General features: G+C 42.0%; 18 protein-coding genes. 11 read left to right on the forward strand and 7 right to left on the reverse strand.

Going from position 1 to position 23,833, the window contains the following annotated elements; translation table 11 throughout:
* Positions 1-271 precede the first annotated feature (271 nt).
* Entirely contained in the window at positions 272-1,561 is a 1,290-nt protein-coding gene (locus U735_RS0102585; protein ID WP_051891844.1) for a mandelate racemase/muconate lactonizing enzyme family protein, read from the reverse strand.
* A 575-nt stretch (positions 1,562-2,136) separates the two neighbouring features.
* On the opposite strand from U735_RS0102585, the gene U735_RS0102590 reads away from it, so the two are divergent.
* The 4 genes from U735_RS0102590 to U735_RS0102605 are packed head-to-tail and all read left to right on the forward strand — an operon-like array spanning position 2,137 to position 6,813.
* The gene (locus U735_RS0102590) at positions 2,137-3,330 is read left to right on the forward strand and encodes an Nramp family divalent metal transporter (RefSeq protein ID WP_031442334.1); all 1,194 of its coding nucleotides are present in this window, start codon (positions 2,137-2,139) and stop codon (positions 3,328-3,330) included.
* Between the two features lie 3 nt (positions 3,331-3,333).
* On the forward strand, positions 3,334-4,350 hold the full coding sequence (locus tag U735_RS0102595; protein ID WP_031442335.1) for an NAD-dependent epimerase/dehydratase family protein: 1,017 nt from the start codon (positions 3,334-3,336) through the stop codon (positions 4,348-4,350).
* A gap of 30 nt (positions 4,351-4,380) precedes the next feature.
* Positions 4,381-5,445: a dihydrodipicolinate synthase family protein gene (locus U735_RS0102600; RefSeq protein ID WP_031442336.1), complete on the forward strand. Its 1,065-nt coding sequence runs from the start codon at positions 4,381-4,383 to the stop codon at positions 5,443-5,445.
* A 60-nt stretch (positions 5,446-5,505) separates the two neighbouring features.
* Positions 5,506-6,813, forward strand: coding sequence for a Gfo/Idh/MocA family protein (locus U735_RS0102605; protein ID WP_031442337.1), 1,308 nt, complete (start codon positions 5,506-5,508; stop codon positions 6,811-6,813).
* A 170-nt stretch (positions 6,814-6,983) separates the two neighbouring features.
* On the opposite strand, the gene U735_RS0102610 is transcribed toward U735_RS0102605, so the two are convergent.
* Positions 6,984-9,035, reverse strand: coding sequence for an alpha/beta hydrolase family protein (locus tag U735_RS0102610; protein ID WP_146032813.1), 2,052 nt, complete (start codon positions 9,033-9,035; stop codon positions 6,984-6,986).
* A gap of 176 nt (positions 9,036-9,211) precedes the next feature.
* Positions 9,212-9,832 carry a CatB-related O-acetyltransferase gene (locus U735_RS0102615; protein WP_031442339.1) on the reverse strand — a complete coding sequence of 207 codons (621 nt, stop codon included), beginning with the start codon at positions 9,830-9,832 and terminating at the stop codon, positions 9,212-9,214.
* 202 nt (positions 9,833-10,034) lie between these two features.
* Here U735_RS0102615 and U735_RS24370 point away from each other — a divergent pair, with 202 nt between their 5' ends.
* The 7 genes from U735_RS24370 to U735_RS0102660 all read left to right on the forward strand — a co-directional run bounded on the left by U735_RS24370 (position 10,035) and on the right by U735_RS0102660 (position 20,449).
* On the forward strand, positions 10,035-12,368 hold the full coding sequence (locus tag U735_RS24370; protein WP_034247975.1) for a helix-turn-helix domain-containing protein: 2,334 nt from the start codon (positions 10,035-10,037) through the stop codon (positions 12,366-12,368).
* Positions 12,369-12,450: 82 nt separating this feature from the next.
* Positions 12,451-13,359, forward strand: coding sequence for a leucine-rich repeat domain-containing protein (locus U735_RS0102630; RefSeq protein WP_051891845.1), 909 nt, complete (start codon positions 12,451-12,453; stop codon positions 13,357-13,359).
* A 133-nt stretch (positions 13,360-13,492) separates the two neighbouring features.
* The gene (locus tag U735_RS0102635) at positions 13,493-13,936 is read left to right on the forward strand and encodes a GNAT family N-acetyltransferase (RefSeq protein ID WP_031442342.1); all 444 of its coding nucleotides are present in this window, start codon (positions 13,493-13,495) and stop codon (positions 13,934-13,936) included.
* A gap of 143 nt (positions 13,937-14,079) precedes the next feature.
* On the forward strand, positions 14,080-15,051 hold the full coding sequence (locus U735_RS0102640; RefSeq protein ID WP_031442343.1) for an NAD(P)-dependent alcohol dehydrogenase: 972 nt from the start codon (positions 14,080-14,082) through the stop codon (positions 15,049-15,051).
* A gap of 561 nt (positions 15,052-15,612) precedes the next feature.
* Positions 15,613-15,897, forward strand: coding sequence for a hypothetical protein (locus U735_RS0102650; RefSeq protein WP_034247976.1), 285 nt, complete (start codon positions 15,613-15,615; stop codon positions 15,895-15,897).
* 250 nt (positions 15,898-16,147) lie between these two features.
* The gene (locus U735_RS0102655) at positions 16,148-18,991 is read left to right on the forward strand and encodes a DUF1549 domain-containing protein (RefSeq protein WP_031442345.1); all 2,844 of its coding nucleotides are present in this window, start codon (positions 16,148-16,150) and stop codon (positions 18,989-18,991) included.
* Between the two features lie 6 nt (positions 18,992-18,997).
* Positions 18,998-20,449, forward strand: coding sequence for a DUF1501 domain-containing protein (locus tag U735_RS0102660; RefSeq protein ID WP_031442346.1), 1,452 nt, complete (start codon positions 18,998-19,000; stop codon positions 20,447-20,449).
* 132 nt (positions 20,450-20,581) lie between these two features.
* Here U735_RS0102660 and U735_RS26060 read toward each other — a convergent pair whose 3' ends face one another.
* From U735_RS26060 to U735_RS0102680, 4 genes are all read right to left on the reverse strand, one after another.
* Positions 20,582-20,707, reverse strand: a complete 126-nt coding sequence (locus U735_RS26060) for a hypothetical protein (RefSeq protein WP_258364872.1) — start codon at positions 20,705-20,707, stop codon at positions 20,582-20,584.
* Between the two features lie 152 nt (positions 20,708-20,859).
* Positions 20,860-22,176: a sugar porter family MFS transporter gene (locus U735_RS0102670; protein ID WP_031442347.1), complete on the reverse strand. Its 1,317-nt coding sequence runs from the start codon at positions 22,174-22,176 to the stop codon at positions 20,860-20,862.
* Between the two features lie 60 nt (positions 22,177-22,236).
* Positions 22,237-22,497 carry a hypothetical protein gene (locus U735_RS0102675; protein ID WP_031442348.1) on the reverse strand — a complete coding sequence of 87 codons (261 nt, stop codon included), beginning with the start codon at positions 22,495-22,497 and terminating at the stop codon, positions 22,237-22,239.
* 17 nt (positions 22,498-22,514) lie between these two features.
* Entirely contained in the window at positions 22,515-23,807 is a 1,293-nt protein-coding gene (locus U735_RS0102680; protein WP_371514375.1) for a 3-deoxy-D-manno-octulosonic acid transferase, read from the reverse strand.
* Between the last annotated feature and the right edge of the window lie 26 nt (positions 23,808-23,833).

Below are 23,833 nucleotides of genomic sequence, written 5' to 3' on the forward strand. Positions count from 1 at the left end.
CCATTTTGTGTTGAAAGAAGAGGGACAATCTATGAATGCCATACCTAGGGACAATGGCATTATCTGCCATAAGGGTCGGGAAAAACTCGATTGGTCCGTTGCTGTTGTCGACTAATATTTCGTAGAATGTTTCTCTAGGGTTAGTATTGTCTGCGTATTTGCAGGGGGGGACATAGAAATTGGAAATAGATCATTTCTTTTTTTTGGTGTCCTACTAGTTGTTTTTTGGTTTTTAGAGGATATTAATATAATGGCCAGGCAACTGGATTAACTATCCCTCAATAAATAAAGATTGGTAATGTTCTGAAGGAAGAAATATGCCCCCACTTTCTTCATAAAATGACCTGCCAGTTGTGTAGGCCCCATTTTTGGTCTGAGTCCATTCCGCACCTGCCCGAGGGTGATAGGATTCGAGTTTGCCCCAGTTTTTATAAAACTGATGACCGTTGGTTTCCAATAGCCCGAAATTCATCATAGGAAGTGGTGCCAAACGAGCAGCAATCGATTTGTTCCAATCCACCAAAATAGGGTTCACCGTAAGGTCGGCACTAATACAAGGAACTTTTCTTTTATGACAGGCTTGTACGATTTTCAAGGTCATACTCAAGGTCTTGGCTATGGCCTTTACGACAATGGTGCCATACCCCTGCTCCACGCGATCCATGGCATCCTGAACGGTATGCGCACTTTCATCGGCGGCTATCGTAACCCCTACATCACCTACATACGATTCATCTTTTTGCCCCAGAGGTTCCTCTATAACTGCAATCTGGTCGAAGGCCCCGATTTTTTTTGCATGGTCTAAAAAGCGTAAAAGGGCTTCCATGGACCCATATCGTCCGTTGGCGTCGATGTAATAATGGATTTTACCGTCTTTGGTATGGGGCGTTTCATAATGCCCGATAGCTTTGTGTACGTTGGATAAAAATTCCAAGTCCTGGGCCAACATCTCTTCTTGGGTGCCCTTGGAACCCGTTTTCAATTTTAGGATAAAATAGCCTTCATCGGCTGCTGCCTTTATTTTTTCGATCGCCGTACCCACAGGAAAGGAGGGGATGCTCGCCACCTTTTCATTTCTATATGATAGTCCGGCCCGGTATTCCACAGGAATCATGTCGTCGAATGTCTTTAAATTGTTCTCATGGGCATATAGCAGCCAGGCCGCGTTATCAATACAGACCAGGGAGTTTAATGCAAAGGTTTTTCTGAGGTCTGATTTGCCAGTTATTTTTTTACCGTAAGCGTGGACTTCCGGCAAAATGGAGTCGAGCAATTCCATGGGATCCGTAAACGATATGTCTTTTATAAGTTGCAAGGCCTTTTCGCTCATGGCGAACATCAGCGCATTGGCCCCGTTTTCGGAATGGGCACCGGCCACACTTCGATCTGACCAAAGGGGGCTCTGAGTACCAAGACCTACTCTTGAAACCCCCGATTCGCTTTGTAGCCAGGCGGCCGTCTGCCAAAGCTGGGTGACGGCGCTCCCCCCAAAACGATAGGGGTAAAGTGATTCCCTTTCAAAATTTAAGCTTGTGTCCTTAATCTTGATTTTTGTCTGCATTTCTATCTCTTTTCCAAATGTTGAAGGTTCAAAAATAGTCCTATGGTATCAAAAGCGTTAGCTGCAGTGGTTTTGTTTACAAGCGCCCTAGGCTTTATAAGTCTATAGTTTGTTTTTGGTCATGGATTGTTCTTCCGTTCATTATTTGGTTATATCGTTCACGGTGTTCCAGGCTTCCTAAGTTCACGGGTTATACCGTTTGCGCTCTAAAGATGGTTGGGAACCCTTAAATATACGATATGTTTTGTTTTAAGTAGGGTATTGTGGAGTAACAGCATGAGGTGTAGGACAAATTTTCCTGTTCATGAAATACCCCTTGAGTCATTGCCGAATTGAAGTCTGACTATAAACCTTACCCTCTCTTTCGGAGCGAGTAAGGGAGAAGTCTTTTAGCGGTATAAAAATATTTTTCCTAGTAACACTCATCTACGAGTCACTCACAGCCCTCTCTCTCGCGGATTGGGACAGATTCCCCCAAAAATTGAAATCTGTCGTACGCCGACTGGTTGTTTGCTGGAAATCAAACACATATTTTTAGTACATTACCATAATTCCAATCCATACCAACTAAAAATATGAAAAAAATCTTCGCGCTTATCGGTCCTGGTTTTATTACGGCGGCCTTGGTATTGGGTCCAGGTAGTTTGGCGGTGGCATCGAAAATTGGGGCGAACTATGAATATCAACTGCTGTGGGTAATGCCGTTGTGCGTTTTGTTCATGGGTGCATTTACTGTTGTTTCCACACGAATAGGCCTTGCATCCGAAATCTCCTTACTCCGACAGATTCACCTCACATACGGAAGATGGGTTGCCATTGTGATCGGAGTCGGACTCTTTATGGTAGCGGCTTCGTTCCAAGCCGGAAACTCCATAGGTGCGGGAATGGTCTTTAGTGAGACCTTGGCCATGTCATCAGCCCCATGGATAATAGGAATATCGGCCATCGCCATTTTCTTACTGTTTTTTAAGACCTTCTTTAAGATTCTCGAAAAAGTAATGATCGGTATGGTCATCTTAATGCTGGTATCTTTTATGCTTACCCTGGTCATTTCGAATCCAGATCTTTCAAGATTGGCGGAACAATTCACTTTTGAAATTCCTAACGGTTCCGAAATGCTGACCTTAGCATTGGTAGCATCGAGTTTTTCTATTGCCGGTGCCTTTTACCAATCCTATTTGGTGCAGGAAAAAGGATGGACGAAAGCCAAATCAAGATCGCACGAACGCGAAGGAATTACTGGGATCGTTATCTTGGGAGTGATTACCTCGACCGTGCTCTTGGTCGGGGCATCCGTTTTATTTCCCAAGGGGATTGCGGTCAATAGTGCCACTGAAATGGGCATGGCATTGGAGCCTATTTTCGGGTCCTATGCCACCAAGGTCTTTATGCTGGGGCTTTTTGCGGCATCTTTTTCTTCCCTGTTGGGTAATGCCACCTTGGGCGGCGTTTTAATATCCGATGCACTGGGGTTCGGGATGAAACTCGAATCGATAAAAGTACGTGTAATGGTCATGTTGGTCATAGTAATCGGTGCGTTGGTAGCGATAGTTTTCGGCAATTTGCCAGTTGAACTGATTGTTGTGGCACAGGGCCTTACGGTTATCGTATCACCCTTGATCGGACTGTTGTTGCTTTTGATCGCATTTGGAAAATCCGCAAAAAAAGAAATGGAATTGGGCATTGGTTTAAAGGTCCTGATGATCTTAGGTTGGTTGATATTATTATTTTTGGCCATGGCCAATGGATATAACATTTTTATTAAATAGCATATGAAAACTGTTGAAGAACTTGAGCTTAAATTATCGAAACCTTCCGAAAGACTAATAGTGGATGTTGCCAAGATCCATGGCGACATCTTGATTTTGGGCCTCGGTGGAAAAATGGGCCCAAGCTTGGCCAAATTGCTCAAAAAGGCCATTGATAAGGCGGGAATTTCTAAAAGGATAATGGGGGCCTCACGGTTTTCGAACGAGACCATGTACAACGAACTTTCCAATTTCGGAATTGAATGTCATAAGGTCGATTTGCTGAACGATGCCGCGTTAAACGGTCTGCCCGATGCCGAAAATGTCATCTATATGGCCGGCAATAAATTTGGAACGGCGGGCAACGAGCATTTTACCTGGGCGATGAACGCCTATCTTCCTGGCAGGGTTGCCGAAAAATACAAACACTCCAATATAGTAGTATTTTCAACCGGAAATATTTATCCCTTTATGCCCATCGGAAGTGGTGGTGCACAGGAAAACGTAAGACCTTCGCCCATAGGGGAGTATGCACAGTCTTGTTTGGGCAGGGAGCGGGTGTTCGAGCATTTTTCGGTAAAGAATGGCACGAAAATGTTATTGTACCGTTTGAACTATGCGCTGGATCTAAGATACGGCGTGCTTTTGGAGGTTGCTAAAAAAGTGATATCCGAAAAGCCCATCGATTTAAGTATGGGCTACGTAAATGTGATCTGGCAGGGCGATGCCAACGAATATGCTATTAGAAGCCTGCTGCATTGCGAATCCCCGGCGAATAAATTGAATATTACAGGTCCTGAAACGATATCGGTGCAATGGCTTGCCGAACAATTCGGCAAACATTTCGAAAAAAAACCGATTTTTGAGAACAAGCCTGCCGAAACGGCCTTGTTAAACAATGCTTCGCGATCTTTCGAACTTTTCGGACAGCCATTTGTTTCCCTGAACGAGATGATCATGATGACAGTAGAATGGGTAAAATCCGGAGGAAAGGAAATCGGCAAACCCACCCATTTTCAAGAACGAAAGGGGGATTTCTAAATTTTATTGCCCAAAAAGAAACTCAGAAAAATGAAAGATTTAGATCCAAAAATAAAAGAACTATTAGACAAAGGCACAGTGATTCCGGCCCATCCGTTGGCCCTTACCGCAGATCGTAAGTTGGATGAAGCCAGGCAACGTCTGTTGACCCGATATTACATAGCATCTGGTGCCGGAGGCATTGCTATTGGCGTACATACCACCCAATTTCAAATACGCGATCCTGAAATCGGATTGTACCGAACAGTGCTTGAATTGGCAATCGAGGAAATAGACAAGGCGAATCTAACTCGACCCTTCATAAAAGTCGCAGGGGTTAGCGGCAATACGGAACAAGCCGTCAAGGAAGCCAAAATATGTTCGGAACTGGAGTATGACATCGTGCTGGTCAGTACAAACGGATTGGGCGATTGGCCCGAAGCCGCTCTATTGGAGCGTACCCGGAAGATTGCCGAGGTTATTCCCGTATTCGGCTTTTACCTGCAACCAGCAGTAGGAGGGAAGGTATTGAGTTTTGATTTTTGGAAGGCCTTTGCTGAAATAAAGAATGTTCACGCCATAAAAATGGCCCCTTTCAACCGTTATCAGACCTTGGAAGTGGTTAGGGCGGTCTGTGAATCGTCCAGATGCGATGACATCGCGCTATATACGGGCAACGATGATAATATTGTCAATGACCTATTGAGCACATATAAGTTCAGTGTCAATAACAAACTAGTAACCAAGGACATAGTCGGGGGATTACTGGGCCATTGGGCGGTTTGGACGAAAAAGGCCGTGGAACTGCTGGACAAGATAAAAAAGGCAAAAAAGAGCGGAAGTACCCTGCCTAAGGAACTTTTGACCTTGAACGTTGCTGTAACCGATTCGAATGCTGCTTTCTTTGATGCTGCCAACAATTTTCATGGATGTATAGCTGGCATTCACGAGGTATTATACCGACAAGGAATTTTAAAGGGAATATGGTGCCTGGATGAAAATGAAGGACTTTCCAAAGGACAAAAAGAGGAAATCGACCGTGTTTACCGAGATTACCCCGAACTGAACGATGATGATTTTATAAGGAGTAATATTGAGAAATGGATGGTGGATTAGTTGTTCCAACTTTAATTTTTCAATTATAATAATGCTAGGAATAAAATAAAAATAACGATTATGAAAAAACAAAATAAAACGAGCAGAAGAACCTTTGTAAAGACCTCGGCCAAGACCCTAGCAGCCGGCATGGTCTTCAGTCACTTACCGATATTTTCAAGTGCCAATGTACTGGGGCAGGAGAAAATTAAATTAGGATTGGTAGGTTGTGGCGGTCGTGGAACCGGAGCTATTTTTCAAGCCTTGACCGCATCAAAATCCGTACAGTTGGTTGCTATGGGCGATGTTTTCAAACACGAACTAGACAATAGCCTTCAACAGGTAGCCACCAAATTTTCGGATCAGGTGGCTGTGCCGAAAGAACGCCAATTTTTAGGGTTGGATGCTTTTGAGAAGGTAATTGCAGAGTGCGATGCGGTTATCTTGGCCACCCCTCCAGGATTTCGCCCCCAACATTTTCAACATGCCATCGACGCCGGAAAGCATGTGTTTTTGGAAAAGCCTTTGGCCGTAGATGGCCCTGGCTATCGCAAAATCATTGAAACCGGAGAAAAAGCGACCGAGAAAAAGCTCAACGTTGTTGTAGGCCTGCAGTTCCGGTACGAAATCGCCATGAACGAAATGGTAACAAAAATACATTCGGGGGAAATCGGCGACGTATTGTCTGCCGATGTGTATTATAATGTGGGCAAGGCCACTGTACACCCACGAAAAGAAGGCCAGACAGAACTGGAATACCAGATCAGCAACTGGCATTATTTCAATTGGCTTTGGGGAGGCCAATTGGCAGGGCAGGCCATACACCAGATCGATGTCATAAACTGGATAAAACAGGCTTACCCCATAAAAGCAAGTGGAATGGGGGGTAGGGCCATGCTCGAAGGTCCGGATCATGGAGAAATATTCGATCATCATTATGTGGAGTTCGAGTATGCCGATGGCTCAAAATTGCACGTACAATGCCGACAAATGGACAACTGCGCCAACCGAATGGGGTTCAATGTTCAAGGTACCAAAACAAGGGCCGATGAGCGTTATCAGCTTCTCGACAATCAGGGGAATACGCTTTGGCGGTACCGTGATAGGGACGACCCTTCATCTTCACAAATCGAACAGGATGTTTTTATCGGGGCAATATTGGGTTCCAAACCCTATGTGAACGACGTTGAATTCGGTGCCGAAAGCAGCATGACCACCATAATGGGTCGTATGGCAATAGAGTCCGGCCAGATCATCGAATTGGATAAGGCCAAAGCCTCCGATCTGAGTATCGTCCCTGATCCAATGTCATGGGATATGAGGATGCCCAATGCACCCTTGGAAGATGGCAATTACTCCATACCAAAACCGGGCATCAGGGTATTGTAGGAGCAATAAAGAATTACAGACCAGTTTTTCAAAAACCGTGTTTAGGGACTAATTAAAAATACGTAAGGCCAAAGTGGCATATGGCTTAACCCCAAGAGTAGGATCATTAGGGGTCTAGTTTTATTTCGGATTCATTTTTTTGAATTGCCAGGGTAAGGAACTCATTAAAATTAATTATCAAGCCATTGGGATACTTTTTGAATGGATTTGTAGGCACCAGGCCTATCCAAATTATTGTAAAGCTCTTTGGCCCAATCGTAAGTTGTGGGCTGACTACCAATTATAACGAGTTGATTGGGAAATTGCAAACCAGCCACTTGCGGTAGATCGGTCACCCTCAAACAATTGAGCATTTCTATGGCTTCGCCCTTGCCGGTTGGGTCGCTAGGCACGTTCTGGGTTGCTGGGGGATCTTTAATCAGAAGAGATTTTACATTACCGTCCAATAGGGCCGTATATGAGGCAATGGCTGCCATTTCTCCCAGGGCAAGAATACTAATGTTGTCGGTATCTACGCCCGGGATGCCGCGCATGGCTTGCAAACAACGTAACACGTCATAAACACGCATGGAGGCGATGGTTCTTCCTGTCCAAGCTGAAGCTCGGCGAATATGCCACTGTTCTGACTGAGACCAACCCGTTTCACCGATCCCCCGTGCCTCAAAATAGGCAATGATTACTTTCCCCCTAAGACCACCAACCAAAGCGGCCGATTCATAACGTTCTTCATTAGGGTTCTTTAAGACTAAAAGAAGGGGTTGGTTATTATCAGTCGGTTGCCCCGATTGTAGGGAGAGCTTCAACCGCCATCCTTCCTCGGAAATAAAACTGTAGTCTTTTCTTTCGTTGCCCGATGAGCTCGATGATGTAAAATCCAATCGCATGTCCAAGGATGCTGGTTTTTCAGGAAAGGCACTAAACGTTTTTTCCTTCAAAAAAGCCTTTACCTCGTTTTTATAGGAATCCAGCTGTTCTACCGTATTAATTTCTGGTGGTGAGGCCAGCTCCACGAACGAATCCTGAATGGTTTTTGTTCTATCGTCTTTTGGTACTCCATTTACATAAGCTTTCAATGCTTCTTCTGAGAGTTCCAACGAAGTGTCGATTTCTCTCAATTTATCCCGTGAGATATTTTTACCCTTTAATTCCTTTAAAAAGAACGCTAGAATTTCAGGGCGCAATTCTTCCTTCGATCCATAACTATGTCCTCCGGAAGCATCTTTCATAATTAAATTTTCTGGCTTTCCGTAAAACGAGTAAATGGGTTTTGTTTTGTGGAACAATGTATGGACGGCCTCGATGGAATAGTACAGGTCACGATTTGGTTGCGCAATCATAAATGGTCGTGGCGCTATCAATGCGCCGATGTCGGAAAAGTCGATGCCATAGGTGTTGATCGGCATCATACAGTCGCAATGGTCGTCGATAGTTTTTTGAACAATTTGGCCTTCCAACGAACTTGCGCCGGCTACGGCCGCCGCTGCCTTGATTCTTGAATCGGCAGCTGGCAGATACCAGCTTTGGGAACCTCCTCCCGAAATACCGGTTACACCAAGATTATTTTTATCTACTTCTGGCATTTGGGACAATAGATCCAAGCCCCTAATGCCGTTCCATACTTCCACGCCCGCAGGATTGTAGCCGCGGCTGTACCAATGGAACCATCCGTTCGATTCCTGGCCTAAGTGTTCGCCTTCTACCTCTCCTCGTTGAATGGTTTCGATAATTAGGCATACAAAACCGTTTTCGGCGAAATTCTTGGCATGTGCCTGATAGTTGTATTTTTGGGAATGAGCATGGCCACTAACATACAATATGGCGGGCAGCGGTTTTTTGATTCCATTCGGAATGTAGAGGTTTGCGGGCACATATAGACCGGGCAAAGATTCGTAGTACAACTTTTCGATCCGGTATCCCTTTTTTTGAATACTTCCTGTTTTGGTCACATTTAGAGGAGGCCTCTTTCCTTCAAAAGGCTTTCCTTGCAGCCCCAACATCTCCAAAAATTGTTGATGCCGTTCCTCCCGAACGGCTTCCCAGTCCTCCAAATTTTTAATATCATTTAAGGAATTATGGGTAATGTCGCTGGCCACCTTGCACAGATATTGCCGGATGTTATTTGGTTGGTCAAATTTAGCCTCCACTTTTTGCTCAAAAGATTGAGGGAATGTCAACATGGAGCAAAATACAGAAAGTAGGATTACGATGGATTGCCTATTCATGGAAATGTGTTTTTACTATTTTAATTTGCATCAGCTCTAGATTCACGGTTTTTGCGATTCATATAGTTACTTTGTTTACATTAATTGAAAATATAATATCAAACATGTTTGGATCAGGTGTCTAAAAGGTAGTGAATCATAAACAAAAAATAGGTAAATCCTTGGATATGGCAATTTTAAAGTAATTCGTTTAATTTAGCGCCAGTCAGATTTTGGACATTGGCCGTTATTTTTTCAATGGGCCAATCCCACCATTGCAGTTTTAATAATTTGGAAATATCCGCTTCGGAAAAGCGCTTTCGGATCAACTGGGCTGGATTTCCGCCTACCACACTATAAGGTTCAACGTCTTTGGTTACCGTTGAATTACTGGCAATTATAGCGCCATCGCCAATGGTTAATCCCGGCATTATCGTTGTATTATAGCCGATCCAAACATCATTGCCTATTACCGTATTGCCTTTGTTAGGATAGCTTTTTCCGTCCATGGCGCGGCTCCAATCCTTGCCAAAAATGGCGAAGGGATAGGAGGAAATGGAGCTGCTTAAATGATTGGCCCCGTTCATAATAAAGGTCACATTGGAGGCAATCATACAGAATTTTCCAATAATGAGCTTGTCTCCCACAAAGTCGAAATGATATTTCACATTTTTCTCAAAATTGGCCACATCCTCAAAATCATCGTAATAGGTGTAATCGCCAACAAGGATATTGGGGTTCTTTATAATATTTTTTAAAAAGCAGAGTCGATCGTAATTCTCTAAAGGAAAGGGATTGTTTTTATCAGGTGAGTTCATATGACTATATTTTTGGTGAATAATAGAAAGATATGGCTAAAGCAGAGATAATTGTAGCGCCATACAGAAAAGTAAATTCTTGGAAAACCATCGTAAAGTTAATGTCTTTTTTAGAACTGCCTCTGAAAATGCTTTATTGCAAATTATCGTACTTTTGGAATGAGTTGCTTTTTTGTGCAATGAAATCTAAGACCAATAATTAATGCCAAGCAATAAAAACCGCCGTATTGCAGTCATAATGTTTACCGATATTGTTGGCTACACCGCTCTGATGCAGCGGGATGAAAATGCCGCAGCGGAAATGCGGGCCCGTCATAGGCAGGAATTTGAAAAACATCATAAACTTCATAATGGGGAAATCCTACAATATTATGGCGATGGAACCCTGAGCGTTTTTAGCAGTGGGTTGGAGGCAGTGGAATGTGCTATAGCTATACAAAAGGCCTTGCAACAGGAAAGTGCCGTGCCTCTGCGCATTGGGCTACATCTAGGCGATATTGTTTTTGATGGAACGGAAGTTTATGGAGACGGGGTAAATTTGGCTTCCCGTATAGAGAGTTTGGGGGTTGCAGGTTCAATACTCCTATCGGGCAAACTAAATGATGAGCTTAAAAATCATCCGCATATTCCCACCCTGTCCTTAGGCCGTTTTAGTTTAAAGAATATTGCTAAACCGATTGAAATATTTGCAATTAATATGGAAGGTGTACAGGTGCCCAGCCGTTCGGACCTGGTCGAGGTTCCTAAAACTGAGCCCAAATCTATTGCTGTTCTCCCTTTTGTAAATATGAGTTCCAATACGGACAACGAGTATTTTAGTGATGGCATGACGGAGGAAATCATAAACGCCCTTGCTAAAATAAAGGGCTTAAAAGTAACTTCAAGAACCTCCTCCTTTCACTTTAAAAATATTAATCTACCTATAGCACAGATTGGCAAGGAACTTAATGTATCTACCATTTTGGAAGGCAGTGTGCGCTTGTCCAACAATAAAATGCGCATAACGGCACAGCTGATAGATGTTAAGGACGATTTTCATTTTTGGTCGGAGACCTTTGATAGGTCCTTGGAAGATGTTTTTGCCGTTCAAGATGAAATTAGCCTGTTCATTGCCGAAAGGTTGCGGGAACATATTGGACATTTTGAAATTGAAGGCCAATTGGTCCAAGATCCCGAAGTGCCAATTGATATATACCATCGCTATTTAAAAAGCAGGTATCATATTTTAAAGATGGGCAAATCCGACATTGAAACAGGGATGTCAATTTTAGAAACAATTATAGAGGATTACCCTCATTTTGCATTGGCCCATCTGGGGATGCATCTGGCCTACACCCTGTTGGGTACAATAGGCTTTGTGCCATTACACGAGGCCTTTGCAAAGGGACAGCCATTTCTGGAAAAGGCAATACAAATAGACGAAAATCTACCGGAATGTCAATTGCACCTGTCTTACGCCTCCTTTATTCAAAATTGGGATCTTCCTGGAGCATATCGGCATTTAAACAAAGTGTATGAAGCGGGACCACTTGTTGACTATTACCCGAGTATGGCATCCATTTTGGTAGCCGAAGGAAGCTTTGGTGCGGCCCGAACCTATATTGAAACCGCCCTTCAGCTCGATCCTTTTTCATCTATAAATTATCACTTAAAAGGATTTATAGATTACTGTGAAGAGAAATTTGATGCTGCCATCACTGCTTTTGAAAAGGGAGTAGAGCTCAAAGTAGATTTTAAAACTTCTACCTTGTATTGGGGACAGTCATTGTTGCTGATGGGTAAAGGCAAGGAAGGCTTGGCCTTTTTTGAGAAATTGCCACAGAATGAAACCGAAGATATCATGAGGCTGGGAGGAACAACAATGGCCCACGCCGTTTTAGGAAATAAGGATAAGGCCGAAAAGGGAATTGCCATGTTGGAGGTAGCTATGGAAACCGATTTTATGGGGAGGGCTATAAACTTGCTTATTCTCTGCAATGCGCTCTTGGGCAAGGTGCCGGAAACCATTAGGTTAATAGAACAGGGTGTTGCCCAAAGATTACCAATGATGATTTACATTTTTGTGGAACCAATACTCAAGCCATTTTTTGGAATGCCCCGATTTCAGGAGCTTAGGAGGGAAGTTTTGGGAGAAGACAGTAAGCTTTCGACCAATAAACGGAGGTATCAAAAATCGTTATTCAATAAAAAACAGCTAAAGGAATACAGGGAAAATTTGGATCGGTTAATGTTGGAAGAGGAGCCATACATAGATCCCAACCTTACACTGCCCATTTTGGCGGAAATGATGGAAATTCCTTCCAATCATCTTTCCCAGCTGCTCAATGAGGGTTATGGGAAAAATTTTGCAGACTTTGTAAATTCCTACCGTTTGGAAGCTTTTAAGGCCAAAGTGGCCGACAAATCCCAAGGACATCTTACTATACTTGCGCTGGCATATGATAGTGGATTTAACTCCAAGACCGTTTTCAATACCTATTTCAAAAAGACAATGGGTACAACCCCCAGCGCCTATTGGAAAAAAATTGTGTCTTAAAAGGTTCCGATTTACAAAATGGAACGACCAGTCTAGTCATTATAAACACCTTTGTCTCAAATAAACCATTTTAGATTTAATAATGAATAGTACATATATCATTGGGAAGGCAATTCGCTTGGCAATTCTGATTACAATATTATTAACATCATGTTCCAGTAGCGATACGGACTCCGATGATAATCAATACCTGGACATAACGGATGCTAGTTTTGAAGCTATATTAATTAAAGAGGGTATAGATTCGGACGGAACCCTAAATCAAAGAATGTTGAGGAAAGACGCGTTGGAAGTGAGTGTTCTTGATTTAAATTTTTCAAGTGAGACTGTAATAAGTGATTTGACCGGAATTGAAGGTTTTGTGGGGCTAAAGAAGCTATCCGCAATGCAGCAAGAAATAACGGAAATCGACTTAAGTTACAATACTTTGTTGGACAGTTTAGTTCTTGCAGGCAACTATATCTCTAATATTGATATCAGTAACAACCCCAATTTAGTTTTATTGGATGTGCAGTCTAACCAACTTAGTGCCATTAACGGACTTTCCAAAGCGGTTCACTTAAAAGAATTAAATCTATCCTTTAACGAATTGGAAGAATTTAGCATTGAAAATGAAACTCTTGAAATATTGAAAATAAGTAACAACTTATTACATTCCTTTGATGTCAAGGGGTCTATGAATCTGAAAAATATATTACTGACTACGAATGAGCTGACTTCTGTAGATTTTAGTAAAAATATACTTTTGGAAACCCTATTGATTTCTGACAATAATATTCAGAACATTGATCTTGAACATAATACCAGTTTAACGCACCTATACATTTCAAGCAATTCACTTACAGATCTAGATGTGGGCAACAATCAGGAACTAGTTGATTTAAAGGTGGATAGAAATCCCAATTTAAGCTGTATCAAAATCCAAGGTGCTCAGAACATACCTAATGTATCAATATCGGAATATCAAGAATTAAATACTTCCTGCGAATAACCAATAGACCTTGTAGCTCAAAAAAGGCTCCTAAGTGCAATAAAAACAAACAAGAATTGGACCGTCACTTTAAACCTTATCCAATATATAGCCAAGAAATATTATTTTTAGGATCTATCCAAGAATCATATTTATGACATATAAAATAGATACGATTTCCAAAACCGAATTCCCTGAAGTGGTTGTGGTTTGGGAGGCATCGGTCAGGGCCACACACCACTTTTTAGATGAAAAGGACATTCAATATTTTAAACCGCTAATATTGAACGAGTATTTAAATGCTGTCCAATTAGGGTGTATTAGGAATACGGATAAGGAGATAATCGGTTTTATGGGGGTGGCAGATCGGCAATTGGAAATGCTATTTATACATCCCGAATACAGGGGAATGGGAGTAGGCAAGAGTTTATTGACTTATTCCATTCATGAATTGAATGTTAATAAAGTCGATGTTAATGAACAGAACGAACAGGCTGTTGAATTTTATAAGCATTGTGGATTTGAAATAATAAGTCGTTCAGAATTGGATGCTTCAGGAAAACCCTACCCTATATTACATATGGAATTAAAAAGGTAAGGACATCGTTCGCTATCACTTAGGTGAAAAGAATTATAATAACTACCATAAAAACATTCTGATCCATTTTGTTCCGATTCCTAAACTGGAACGATTGGCCTAGAGGTTTGGGATACATTTGTCAAAACAAAAAAAATGACAAAATGAAAGCGATCATAATTACAAAGTATGGTTCTCCCAAGGTTTTGCAACTTCAGGATGTTCCAAAACCTACACCTAAAGAAAATGAGATTTTGATTAAGGTAAAAGCGGCCAACGTTACCACTGCCGATACCATGATGCGTAAAGGGAATCCTTGGTACGGTAGACTTTTTATTGGTTTAACAAAGCCCAAGTATCCTATAGCCGGAACGGGTTTTTCTGGAACCATTGAGGCTGTTGGAGGCAGTGTGCAACGTTTCCAAGTAGGGGATGAAGTCTTTGGGGAGTCTGTTTTTGGTGCAGGCGCCAATGCGCAATATTTATGTGTTTCAGAAGACGGTTTAGTGGGGGTTAAGCCTAAAAATGTAGCTCATGAAGTACTTGCATGTGTGTGTGACGGGCCTTTGACCTCTTGGAATTATTTAAAGGAAATGGCCAATGTGAAAAGTGGACAAAGAGTGCTAATTAATGGGGCTTCGGGAAGTCTAGGTTCTGCAGCGGTGCAATTGGCCAATTATCTTGGCGCGGAAGTAACCGCGGTTTGCAGTTCCTCCAATTTTGACATGGTAAGATCGCTCGGAGCGGATCATGCCATAGATTATACAAAGGTGGATTTTACTAAAACAGCTAACAGATACGATGTTATTTTTGATACCGTGGGTAAGAGCTCGTTCCCTGCATGCAAGGAAATACTTAATAAAAATGGCACCTACCTATCGCCTGTACTAAGTATGCCACTACTAGTTCAAATGCTGTGGACCTCCAAATTTGGCAGCAAAAAGGCAAAGTTTATGGCGACCGGACTTTTAGCTGTTCCAAAACTTAGGACAATGTTGCATGAGCTCACAAAGCTTTTGATTGCCGGGAAACTAAAATTGGTCATAGATAAACGCTATTCCCTCCATGAAGTTAGTATAGCCCACAGCTATGTGGACACTGGTCGCAAAAAAGGCAATGTGGTTATAAATTTGTAGTGGATCCTAGTTTTGAAACTGTATTTTTTTTGATCTTGAAAAAATGAAACCGTCCAGGATTTGAGAACTGAATTGGAATCTAGCACCGATATTTTTTCTTTAGTTTATAAAAGTAGAACACCTTTTTATTGGTAAAATTTCTAGGGAAATCTACATTTTATCCAAGGTTTATTAGCGTTGAACGTTGATATTTTGAAACATGGTCATTCCATGCTAACTTTAGAAATGGAATTGTGGATTAAATGCACAATTGAAATTTAAACCTAGGAATAACCCAATCAAATCTAATTGCCCCTCCTGTGGAATGGTGATGACTATGGAAAACAATAAAAATTAAGAATGAAAAAGAAATTCAATTTTATAGACCTGGTATTGACTTGTAGCGGTGCCTATGCGGTTATTGTATTGTTATTGGTAGTAGCCAAGTTCGTATAGTAGCGTTTGGTACTAAGGTCATAGGAAAGATTCTTAAAATTAGCGGTCCAAGGATACCAATTTTTACGTAAGTATAGTGTGGTATCTCAATGGAACAATTTATTGTTTTAATTTAAATTCGGAATAATGTCTAAAACATCCGCTCGGTGGTTATTGGTATTGGGGCTTGTCATAGTTGGTTTTGGGGTCGGTATTTACTTGCAGGATTTAAAACATCAAGAAAGTACCAAGGCAGCCTGGAAGGCCAACCGCTTCAATGTGGCCAGGTTTAACAAGATAATGCGGTATGCAGGGGATATGAACGACCAAAACTGGGCTTCAATGCGGGACAGTATTGGTGGTCAATTGGATAGTTTAATGATTTTGAGGTTCAGAAAAGAAGTTGATAGTATTAAAAAGACAAAAAAATAACATTTTGGCCTTAATCCGTCTTAGTTGTTTTAATCACTGAGACATTCTAATGGTGCAGGCAATAATTATTAATAGCAACCCAGGCGGGTTGCTTTTTTTTTGTGAATATCAGCTGCACTTCGTATTGCATTTTTAAATTGAATAGTTAACTTAGAGGAAAATAAATGTAATGGGCATAAAATTATGTTGAGTATAGCAAACCTCACATTTAAAGTAATATTAGCATACAAAAAAATATTAAATTGCTGCTATGGACATTAATTCTTGGGACTGGATATTTCAGTTGTTGGGACGCTTGCACCCTTTGGTGGTACATTTCCCCATAGGCCTATTGGTGGTTGCTTTGTTTTTGGAATTTTTGACCTTGGGAGGCAAAAGACAGGGCCTCAGGGAAGGGATTAATTGGATGGTTTTTTTGGGGGCTGTATTCGCCCTGCTGGCCGCAGTCTTGGGTTGGCTGCTTCGTACTTACGACGATTATGATGGTGATTTGGTTCTGTTTCACCAGAATGCGGGTATTGCCACAGCTGTATTGGCAGTAGTTACCGCTTATATTTTGCGCACTACTTTGAAAGGTAAACTTAGCTCGTATATATATTATCGAATTGGGCTATTTGCAACAGTATTGGTTTTGGTGGTTGCGGGTCATTTGGGGGCAAATCTGACCCATGGGGAAGATTATTTAACCAGTGTCCTGCCCCATAATCAGGATTCATACGATAACGATAGGACAAAGGTACTTTTGGCAGAATTAAAGGGACTGGATTCATTGTCTGAAGCGCAGCAGGAAGACTTAAATTTGGGAGTTAGGGCAATTTTGGCACATAACTGCTATCAATGCCACAGTGAAAATAAGCAAAAAGGCGATTTGGTGCTGGACAATAAACGCGGGGTATACCAAGGAGGAAAGTCGGGCCCCATTATTGTAGAGGGCAGGCCGGAAGAGAGTGAGATGTTTATAAGAGTAAGCCTTCCGCCCGATCATGATGATGTAATGCCGAAGAAAGGGAAAGTGTTGAAGGAAAGTGAAATAGGGTTGATTGAATTGTGGATCAAGAATGGTGCAAAATGGTCGGATGGAGCGCTAAAAATTTTTCCTGAGGCCGAGTTGGCCCTTTCACAACCCGAATTGCCAAAGGGCAATACGGAAAGTCATCCCGTAGATAAAATAATGGATTCTTATTTTAAGGAAAAAAGGATGAAATGGCCAGAGGTGGTGGATGATAGGACCTTTATTAGACGAGCCTATCTTGATATTCTAGGTCTGCTTCCGGAACCGCTTAAAATAGATCAGTTTGTGGGCAATAGGGATAAGGAGAAGAGAGCTAAGCTCATTGATGAATTGTTGGCCGACAAGCATAATTATACACAACATTGGTTGAGTTTTTGGAATGATATACTCAGGAACGATTACAGTGGTCCCGGATTTATAACAGGAGGACGCAAGCAGATTACAGATTGGTTGTACAAGTCGCTTATGGAAAATAAGCCTTATGACGTTATGGTCAAAGAATTGATAAATCCAACCGAAGCATCTGAAGGATTTATTAAAGGGATTAAATGGCGCGGCCTGGTCAATGCCAGTCAACGTACGGAAATGCAGGCGGCCCAAAATATAGGTCAGTCTTTGATGGGGGTGAACGTAAAATGTGCCTCCTGCCACAACAGTTTTGTTAGCAATCTTACCTTGGAACAATCCTACGGGTTTGCCTCGATTTTTGCAGATTCCATAATGGAACTGAATCGGTGTGATATGCCCATTGGGAAAATGGCCGAAGTAAATTTTTTATATCCCGAACTGGGCTCGGTAGAGGCGGAGAGTGTAAAGGAAAGATTGTTATTGCTCTCAGAGGTAATGGTAAAACCGGAGAACGGAAGACTGTACCGAACCATTACCAACAGGTTTTGGAAACGTCTTATGGGAAGAGGGATAGTGGAACCTGTAGACGAGATGGACAACGAACCATGGAATGCCGATCTGTTGGATTGGTTGGCCGCCATTTTTGTGGAGTCTGATTATGACATAAGGCATTTAATGAAAACGATAATGACCTCAAAGTCCTATCAGCTTGAATCTACCAGATTGGAAAATCAGGAGGATTTACAAAAGGGGTATGTCTTTAATGGGCCCATACTAAGACGGTTAAGTGCAGAGCAATTTTCAGATGCAGTTAGTCAAGTAGTGGCCCCCATGTATTATGCGGCCGCTTATGATCCCGATAATGAAGGCCTGCCTTCCAATAGAATCTGGCACAGGGAAATTAAGTTTGATCGTGATGTATTGCCCGAACCTGGAAAACGATATTTTAGGAATAGCTTCAATTTAAATGATAACAAAATACAGGCCGCAAAAGCATTGATTTCCGTGGATCATTCCTATGTGCTATATCTCAACGGCCAAAAAATCTCGGAAGGTACGGATTGGAGAAAAGTAGATCGTTTAGAGGTAACCAACATGCTTGTTCAAGGTGATAATATATTGGCTATAGAGGGTAATAACGAGGGAACCATTGCCAATCCCGCAGGAATCCTGTTTGCCATGAAAATTCAATATGCGGATGGGTCGGAAAAGTTGATCACTTCCAATGATAAATGGAAAAGTACGGATAAAGAACCTGGGAAGGGATGGGTAAACGTCAAATACGATGATGGTAGCTGGCAAGGGACGCGTAATTATGGTTCCAGTAACTGGGACAAATTAGTGAATTTTACTTTCGATAATCCGGAAAAGGAATTTGCCAGGGCCAGCCTTGTAAAACAACATCCGTTTATGAAGGTTATGGGTAGGCCCACTAGGGAAAATGTAGCCACTACAAGAGATGAACAAGCTACTTTGTTGCAGGCGCTGGAGTTGACCAATGGGGAATATTTTAATGGTGTACTCAAGGAAGGGGCAGCCGAATGGCTTAAGAAGTATGGTGATCGGAATGAGGAAATAGTACTCAATTTATATCAAAAAACCTTGGGAAGAAATCCGACCGATAAGGAAAAGGGGATAATGTTAAGCGCCTTGCAAACCGATGCGAAAGAGGAGGCATTGCAGGACCTTTTTTGGTCCATGTTCATTTCGCCCGAATTTCAATTTATATACTAAGCAATAATGGATAAGGATTTACATATCAATGCACGTAGGGATTTTGTGAAAAAGATGGCCGCCGCCAGTCTGTCGGCAGCCACAACCAGTATTCCCATTGCCAGTTTTTTAAGTTCCTGTAATTCGGCACCTGCAATAACCTCCAAAGCGGATACTGTTATATTACTTTGGATGGCGGGAGGTATGGCCCATACGGAAACATTTGACCCCAAGGCATATGTACCTTATTCCAAGGGGGTGGAGAGCAAAAGGGTTTTAAGCACCTTTCCCAAGGTGCCCACTATTGTGGATGGCCTACATTTTTCAGAGGGATTGGAATCTATCGGAAGTGTAATGGACAAAGGAGCCATAATCCGTTCCTATAAATCTGCCGATCTTGGTCATATCCTGCATACGAGACATCAGTACCACTGGCATACCTGTTATGAGCCCCCGCAATCGGTCCAGGCTCCTCACATAGGTGCTTGGATCGCCAAGGAGTTAGGCCCTGTAAATCCTGTTATTCCCCCATTTATTGCCATGGGCCAGCGTTTTACTGTCGGGGAAGCCGAGGAGTTAAAGGCGTTTCATTCCGCTGGGTTTTTAGGGAGTGAATATGGCCCGTTTCTAATACCGGACCCTTCTACAGGTTTGGATAGTGTGAGGCCTCCACAAGGGATGTCACTGAAAAGATTTGAGGCCCGCTATAAACTTTATAAGGAGTTGGCCAATAAGAGCAAGATTATGGAGGGAGGAAGCGATTATCAAAGGGAATCCTTGATGCGATCTATGGAGCAATCTTATCGCTTGCTAAATTCCCCTGAAGCCAAGGTGTTCGATTTGAGCCAGGAACCTAAAGAGGTATATGACACCTACAATACCGGCAGGTTTGGTCTGGGATGTCTATTGGCGAAAAGATTGGCTATGAACGGCGGCAGGTTTATAAGTGTTTCTACGGAATATGAACCTTTCCTTGGCTGGGATACCCATGAAAATGGTCATACCCGTGCAGCGAAAATGAAGGAGTTGATAGATAGGCCTATTGCACAACTAATTAAAGATCTGGACGAGTCCGGGCATTTGGATAGAACATTGATTATTCTGGCCAGTGAATTTAGTAGGGACGCTATAATGGAAGGTCGCCCCGGAGTACCTGTCCAGGACCAAGTGGATCAACCGGATATTATCGAGGATGAAAAATTCTATGGTATGCATAGACATTTTACGGATGGCAGCTCAATTCTTATGTGGGGCGGTGGAATTAAAAAAGGATTGGTCTACGGTAAAACGGCGGATGAACGGCCTTGCTCTTCCATTGAAAACCCTGTAGTGATAGATCAAGTGCATCAATCCATTTATCACGCCTTGGGCATGGATCCAGAAACCAATTATACTATAGAAGGGAGGCCCTTTTACACCACGCCTGATGGGCAGGGGAAACCTATATTGGACTTGTTCGGGGAGCCAATGGTCACCTAGCAGAAAATCAATCCAATTCTTTAAGGATATTAAAATATTAAACCATAGGGAAATAAAAAATCTGGGCATGCCCAATTAAGGGGGGGGCAGAAATTTATTGGGCCAAGAAGTAGGAGCAAATTTTGTTTCCCATTAAAAGAAACCAAAAGCTGCTAAAATCAAACAGACTACCACAGCCAATAAAATGGCTACCAATACTACGACCATAAGGCTTAGGAATCCATTGAGCACCCTTGTGCCAAAAGTAACATCTTCCATGATATTTAGATTTTAAAACAATTTAATGAATTATCCTCAAATTATCATGTGTTTTGGAGTCAAATCCGTTAAACGGCCATCAATTAGTATACTAATCCGTTATACTGTTAAAATTTTCGATAAAATACTGAAAATCAATGAGTGGTATTTTCTTACTTACTCAGTTTTTTGCTAAGTTCTTCCAAGGTAATTCCTTTGGTTTCCGGCATCATGAAAATTACAAAGAGCAACTGCAAAACCATCATAAAGGCAAAGAATCCAAATACGGGCCCAGGACCTACCCAGGCAAAAAGTGCAGGGATGGAGGAGGGAATAAGCCAGGCCAATACCCAATGTACGGAACTTCCAAAAGCCTGACCCGAACCTCTTAAATGATTTGGAAATACCTCGGAGATAAAAACCCAGATTACAGCTCCTTGGCCTATAGCATGGGATGCAATAAACAAGAAAAGAAAAATTGGGACAGCCATGCCTTCCCAGTTCAAAATAAATGCCGCGGCTACCAGCGACAAGGAAATAATATAGCCAATGGAGCCAAAATACATTAGTTGTTTACGCCCAAGTCTGTCTATTAGAAATATACCCAAAAAGGTAAAGATAAGGTTGGTGATACCTATTCCGATACTGCTGAGCAGCGCTGTGCTTTCACCCAGACCTGCCGCTTCAAATATTCGGGGGGCGTAATATAAAAAGGCGTTTATCCCTGAAAATTGATTGAAAAAGGCAATTAAAAAGGCCAAGGTTAACGGAAAGCGATATTTTTTCATAAAAATATTCTCTGAGGCTGTCCCAGCTTCTTCACCATAGGCGATCTCAGCTTCCAATTCTTCCACGGAAAGATCCGGATTTATAGAATTGAGTATTTTTTTGGCTTCCTCGGTCCTGTTTTTGGTCAATAGCCATCTTGGACTTTTTGGTACCGTAAGTACAAATAAGGTATATATTATTGCGGGGAAAGCTTCAACGCCAACCATCCAGCGCCAATCGTTTTCACCTATGTTGCTCAGGGCGTAATTGGACATGAAGGCCACCATGATACCAAAAACAAGCATAAACTGATAAAGTCCAACCAATCTTCCACGGTCTTTTGCCGGGGCAATTTCGGAGATATAGGAAGGGGCTGCTACTGTTGAGGCACCAACTCCCAATCCGCCTATAAACCTGAATATTCCGAAGGTGACGGGGTCATTGGCAAAAGCAGATCCTATGGCCGAGACAGAATAGAGTATCCCAATCCAAATAAGAGTATTTTTTCTGCCAATTTTGTTAGTGGGAATGCCTCCTAATATAGCTCCAATTACAGTTCCGAACAGCGCCATTCCAATAACAACAGTTCCGTGAAAAGCTTCGGAGGAATTCCATAAAAGTTGTAGCTTTTTCTCGGCACCCGAAATAACTACAGTGTCGAAGCCAAATAAAAATCCCGCCAAGGCGGCAATAAGGGAAATGCGAAGTATTTTGGAATTCATAATTTGGTTTGTTGATTTTTGTAAAGCTAACAAAAAAAGGAAACCAAATGAATGGTAAGTTTAAGACAGGGCAATTTTGGGGGCAAGGGTGTCCCTTGCTCTGGGCTTTTGTCCATTTTTGGATTTGGTAGGGATGTTTTTGTCCCTTTGGGGTAAAACTTTTTCAGGTTCTTTCTTCTTTACATCGTCCTTTTTAGAAGAAGGAACAGCATTTTCAGGTGGAGTAGTGCCTTGTTGTTCGCCCAAAGGCTCCCTGCATGAGAGACAGAAGAGGACAAAAGTGGTCAGGGCAACCAAGTATGTAATTCGGGAATTTTGCATAGTCGTAACATAGGTGTTCAAATTAATGTACGTACATATGCCATGATTTGGATGCTTGCCCCTTTATTTTCAGAGACATAAGTGCTGTTGATATCCCCTGTCCTTTTAAGGTGCTCCTCATCTTTTAGCAGGTCGTTGACCAGGGTGAAGAATTCTGCTGGCGATTTAACAACCAATACTCCACCCTTATTGACCAAATCCTCTGCTTCCTTAAATCCTTTAAAGCTCGGGCCAATAATTACGGGAATACCGTAAACTGCAGGTTCTAAAGTATTGTGCAATCCGGTGGCAAAACCACCACCTACATAGGAAATTTCCGCGTAACTGTAAATTTTGGTCAATAGCCCAATAGTGTCTATAATAAGAACCTCGTAGGCAGATAAATCCTTATTCTCCAATTCCGAATAAAGTATTGTTTTCTTATTGATGGAGGACTTAAGTTTGTTGATGTGCTCCGGTTTAATGTTGTGAGGGGCAAGAACAAATTTCAAGGAGGATTCACCAGTATTGATATAAGGAACCAAGACCTCTTCATCATCGGGCCAAGTGCTGCCGGCCACCAAGGTCTTTGCCCCATTTTTAAAATTTTCCATAAAGGCTAGGTTATTATCCCTTTCAAGAATTTCAATAACCCTATCAAATCTGGTGTCCCCACTAATAGCGGTATTCTTGATGTTGATTTTACTTAATAATTCAATGGATTTGGTATCCTGAACAAAAATATGGGTGAAGTTGTGGAGGGCTTTTCTCATGAAACCACCGTAACTTTTAAAGTATATTTGATTTTCCTTAAATAGGGCGGAGATCAATAGGGTGGGGATGTTCCTTTGGGATAAGGCCCTCAAATAATTGGGCCAAATTTCGTACTTGACAAAAATGACCAACTTGGGATTGACAAGATCCAAGAATTCTATAGCGTTTTTTTTGGTGTCCATAGGGAGGTAGGTAACCAAATCGGCCGCTGCGGTATTTTTTTTGACCTCATAGCCAGAAGGAGAAAAAAAGGTCACCAATATTCGATATTCGGGATAATTTTGCTTTAACTGTTCTATTATAGGAAGGCCTTGTTCAAATTCGCCCAAGGAGGCCGTGTGTACCCATATTATAGAATCTCTCTCTGAAATATTTTTCTTTAAATAGGACATTACCTCCTTCCGCCCATCTACGAAAAGTTTAATTTTTGGGTGGAACAAAGCAATCAATTTCAGGAAAAGAGCGGATAATTGTACGGCAAAATTATATATGGCAAACACAGAATCTTCGTTTGGGGCTAAAATACGTTTCTTTATATAAATTCCATTGGCTGCCAATCCTTATTTTTGTAATATTGTTCGCG

The organism is Arenibacter algicola, from assembly GCF_000733925.1.
In the GTDB taxonomy this organism is placed as follows: Bacteria; Bacteroidota; Bacteroidia; order Flavobacteriales; family Flavobacteriaceae; genus Arenibacter; species Arenibacter algicola.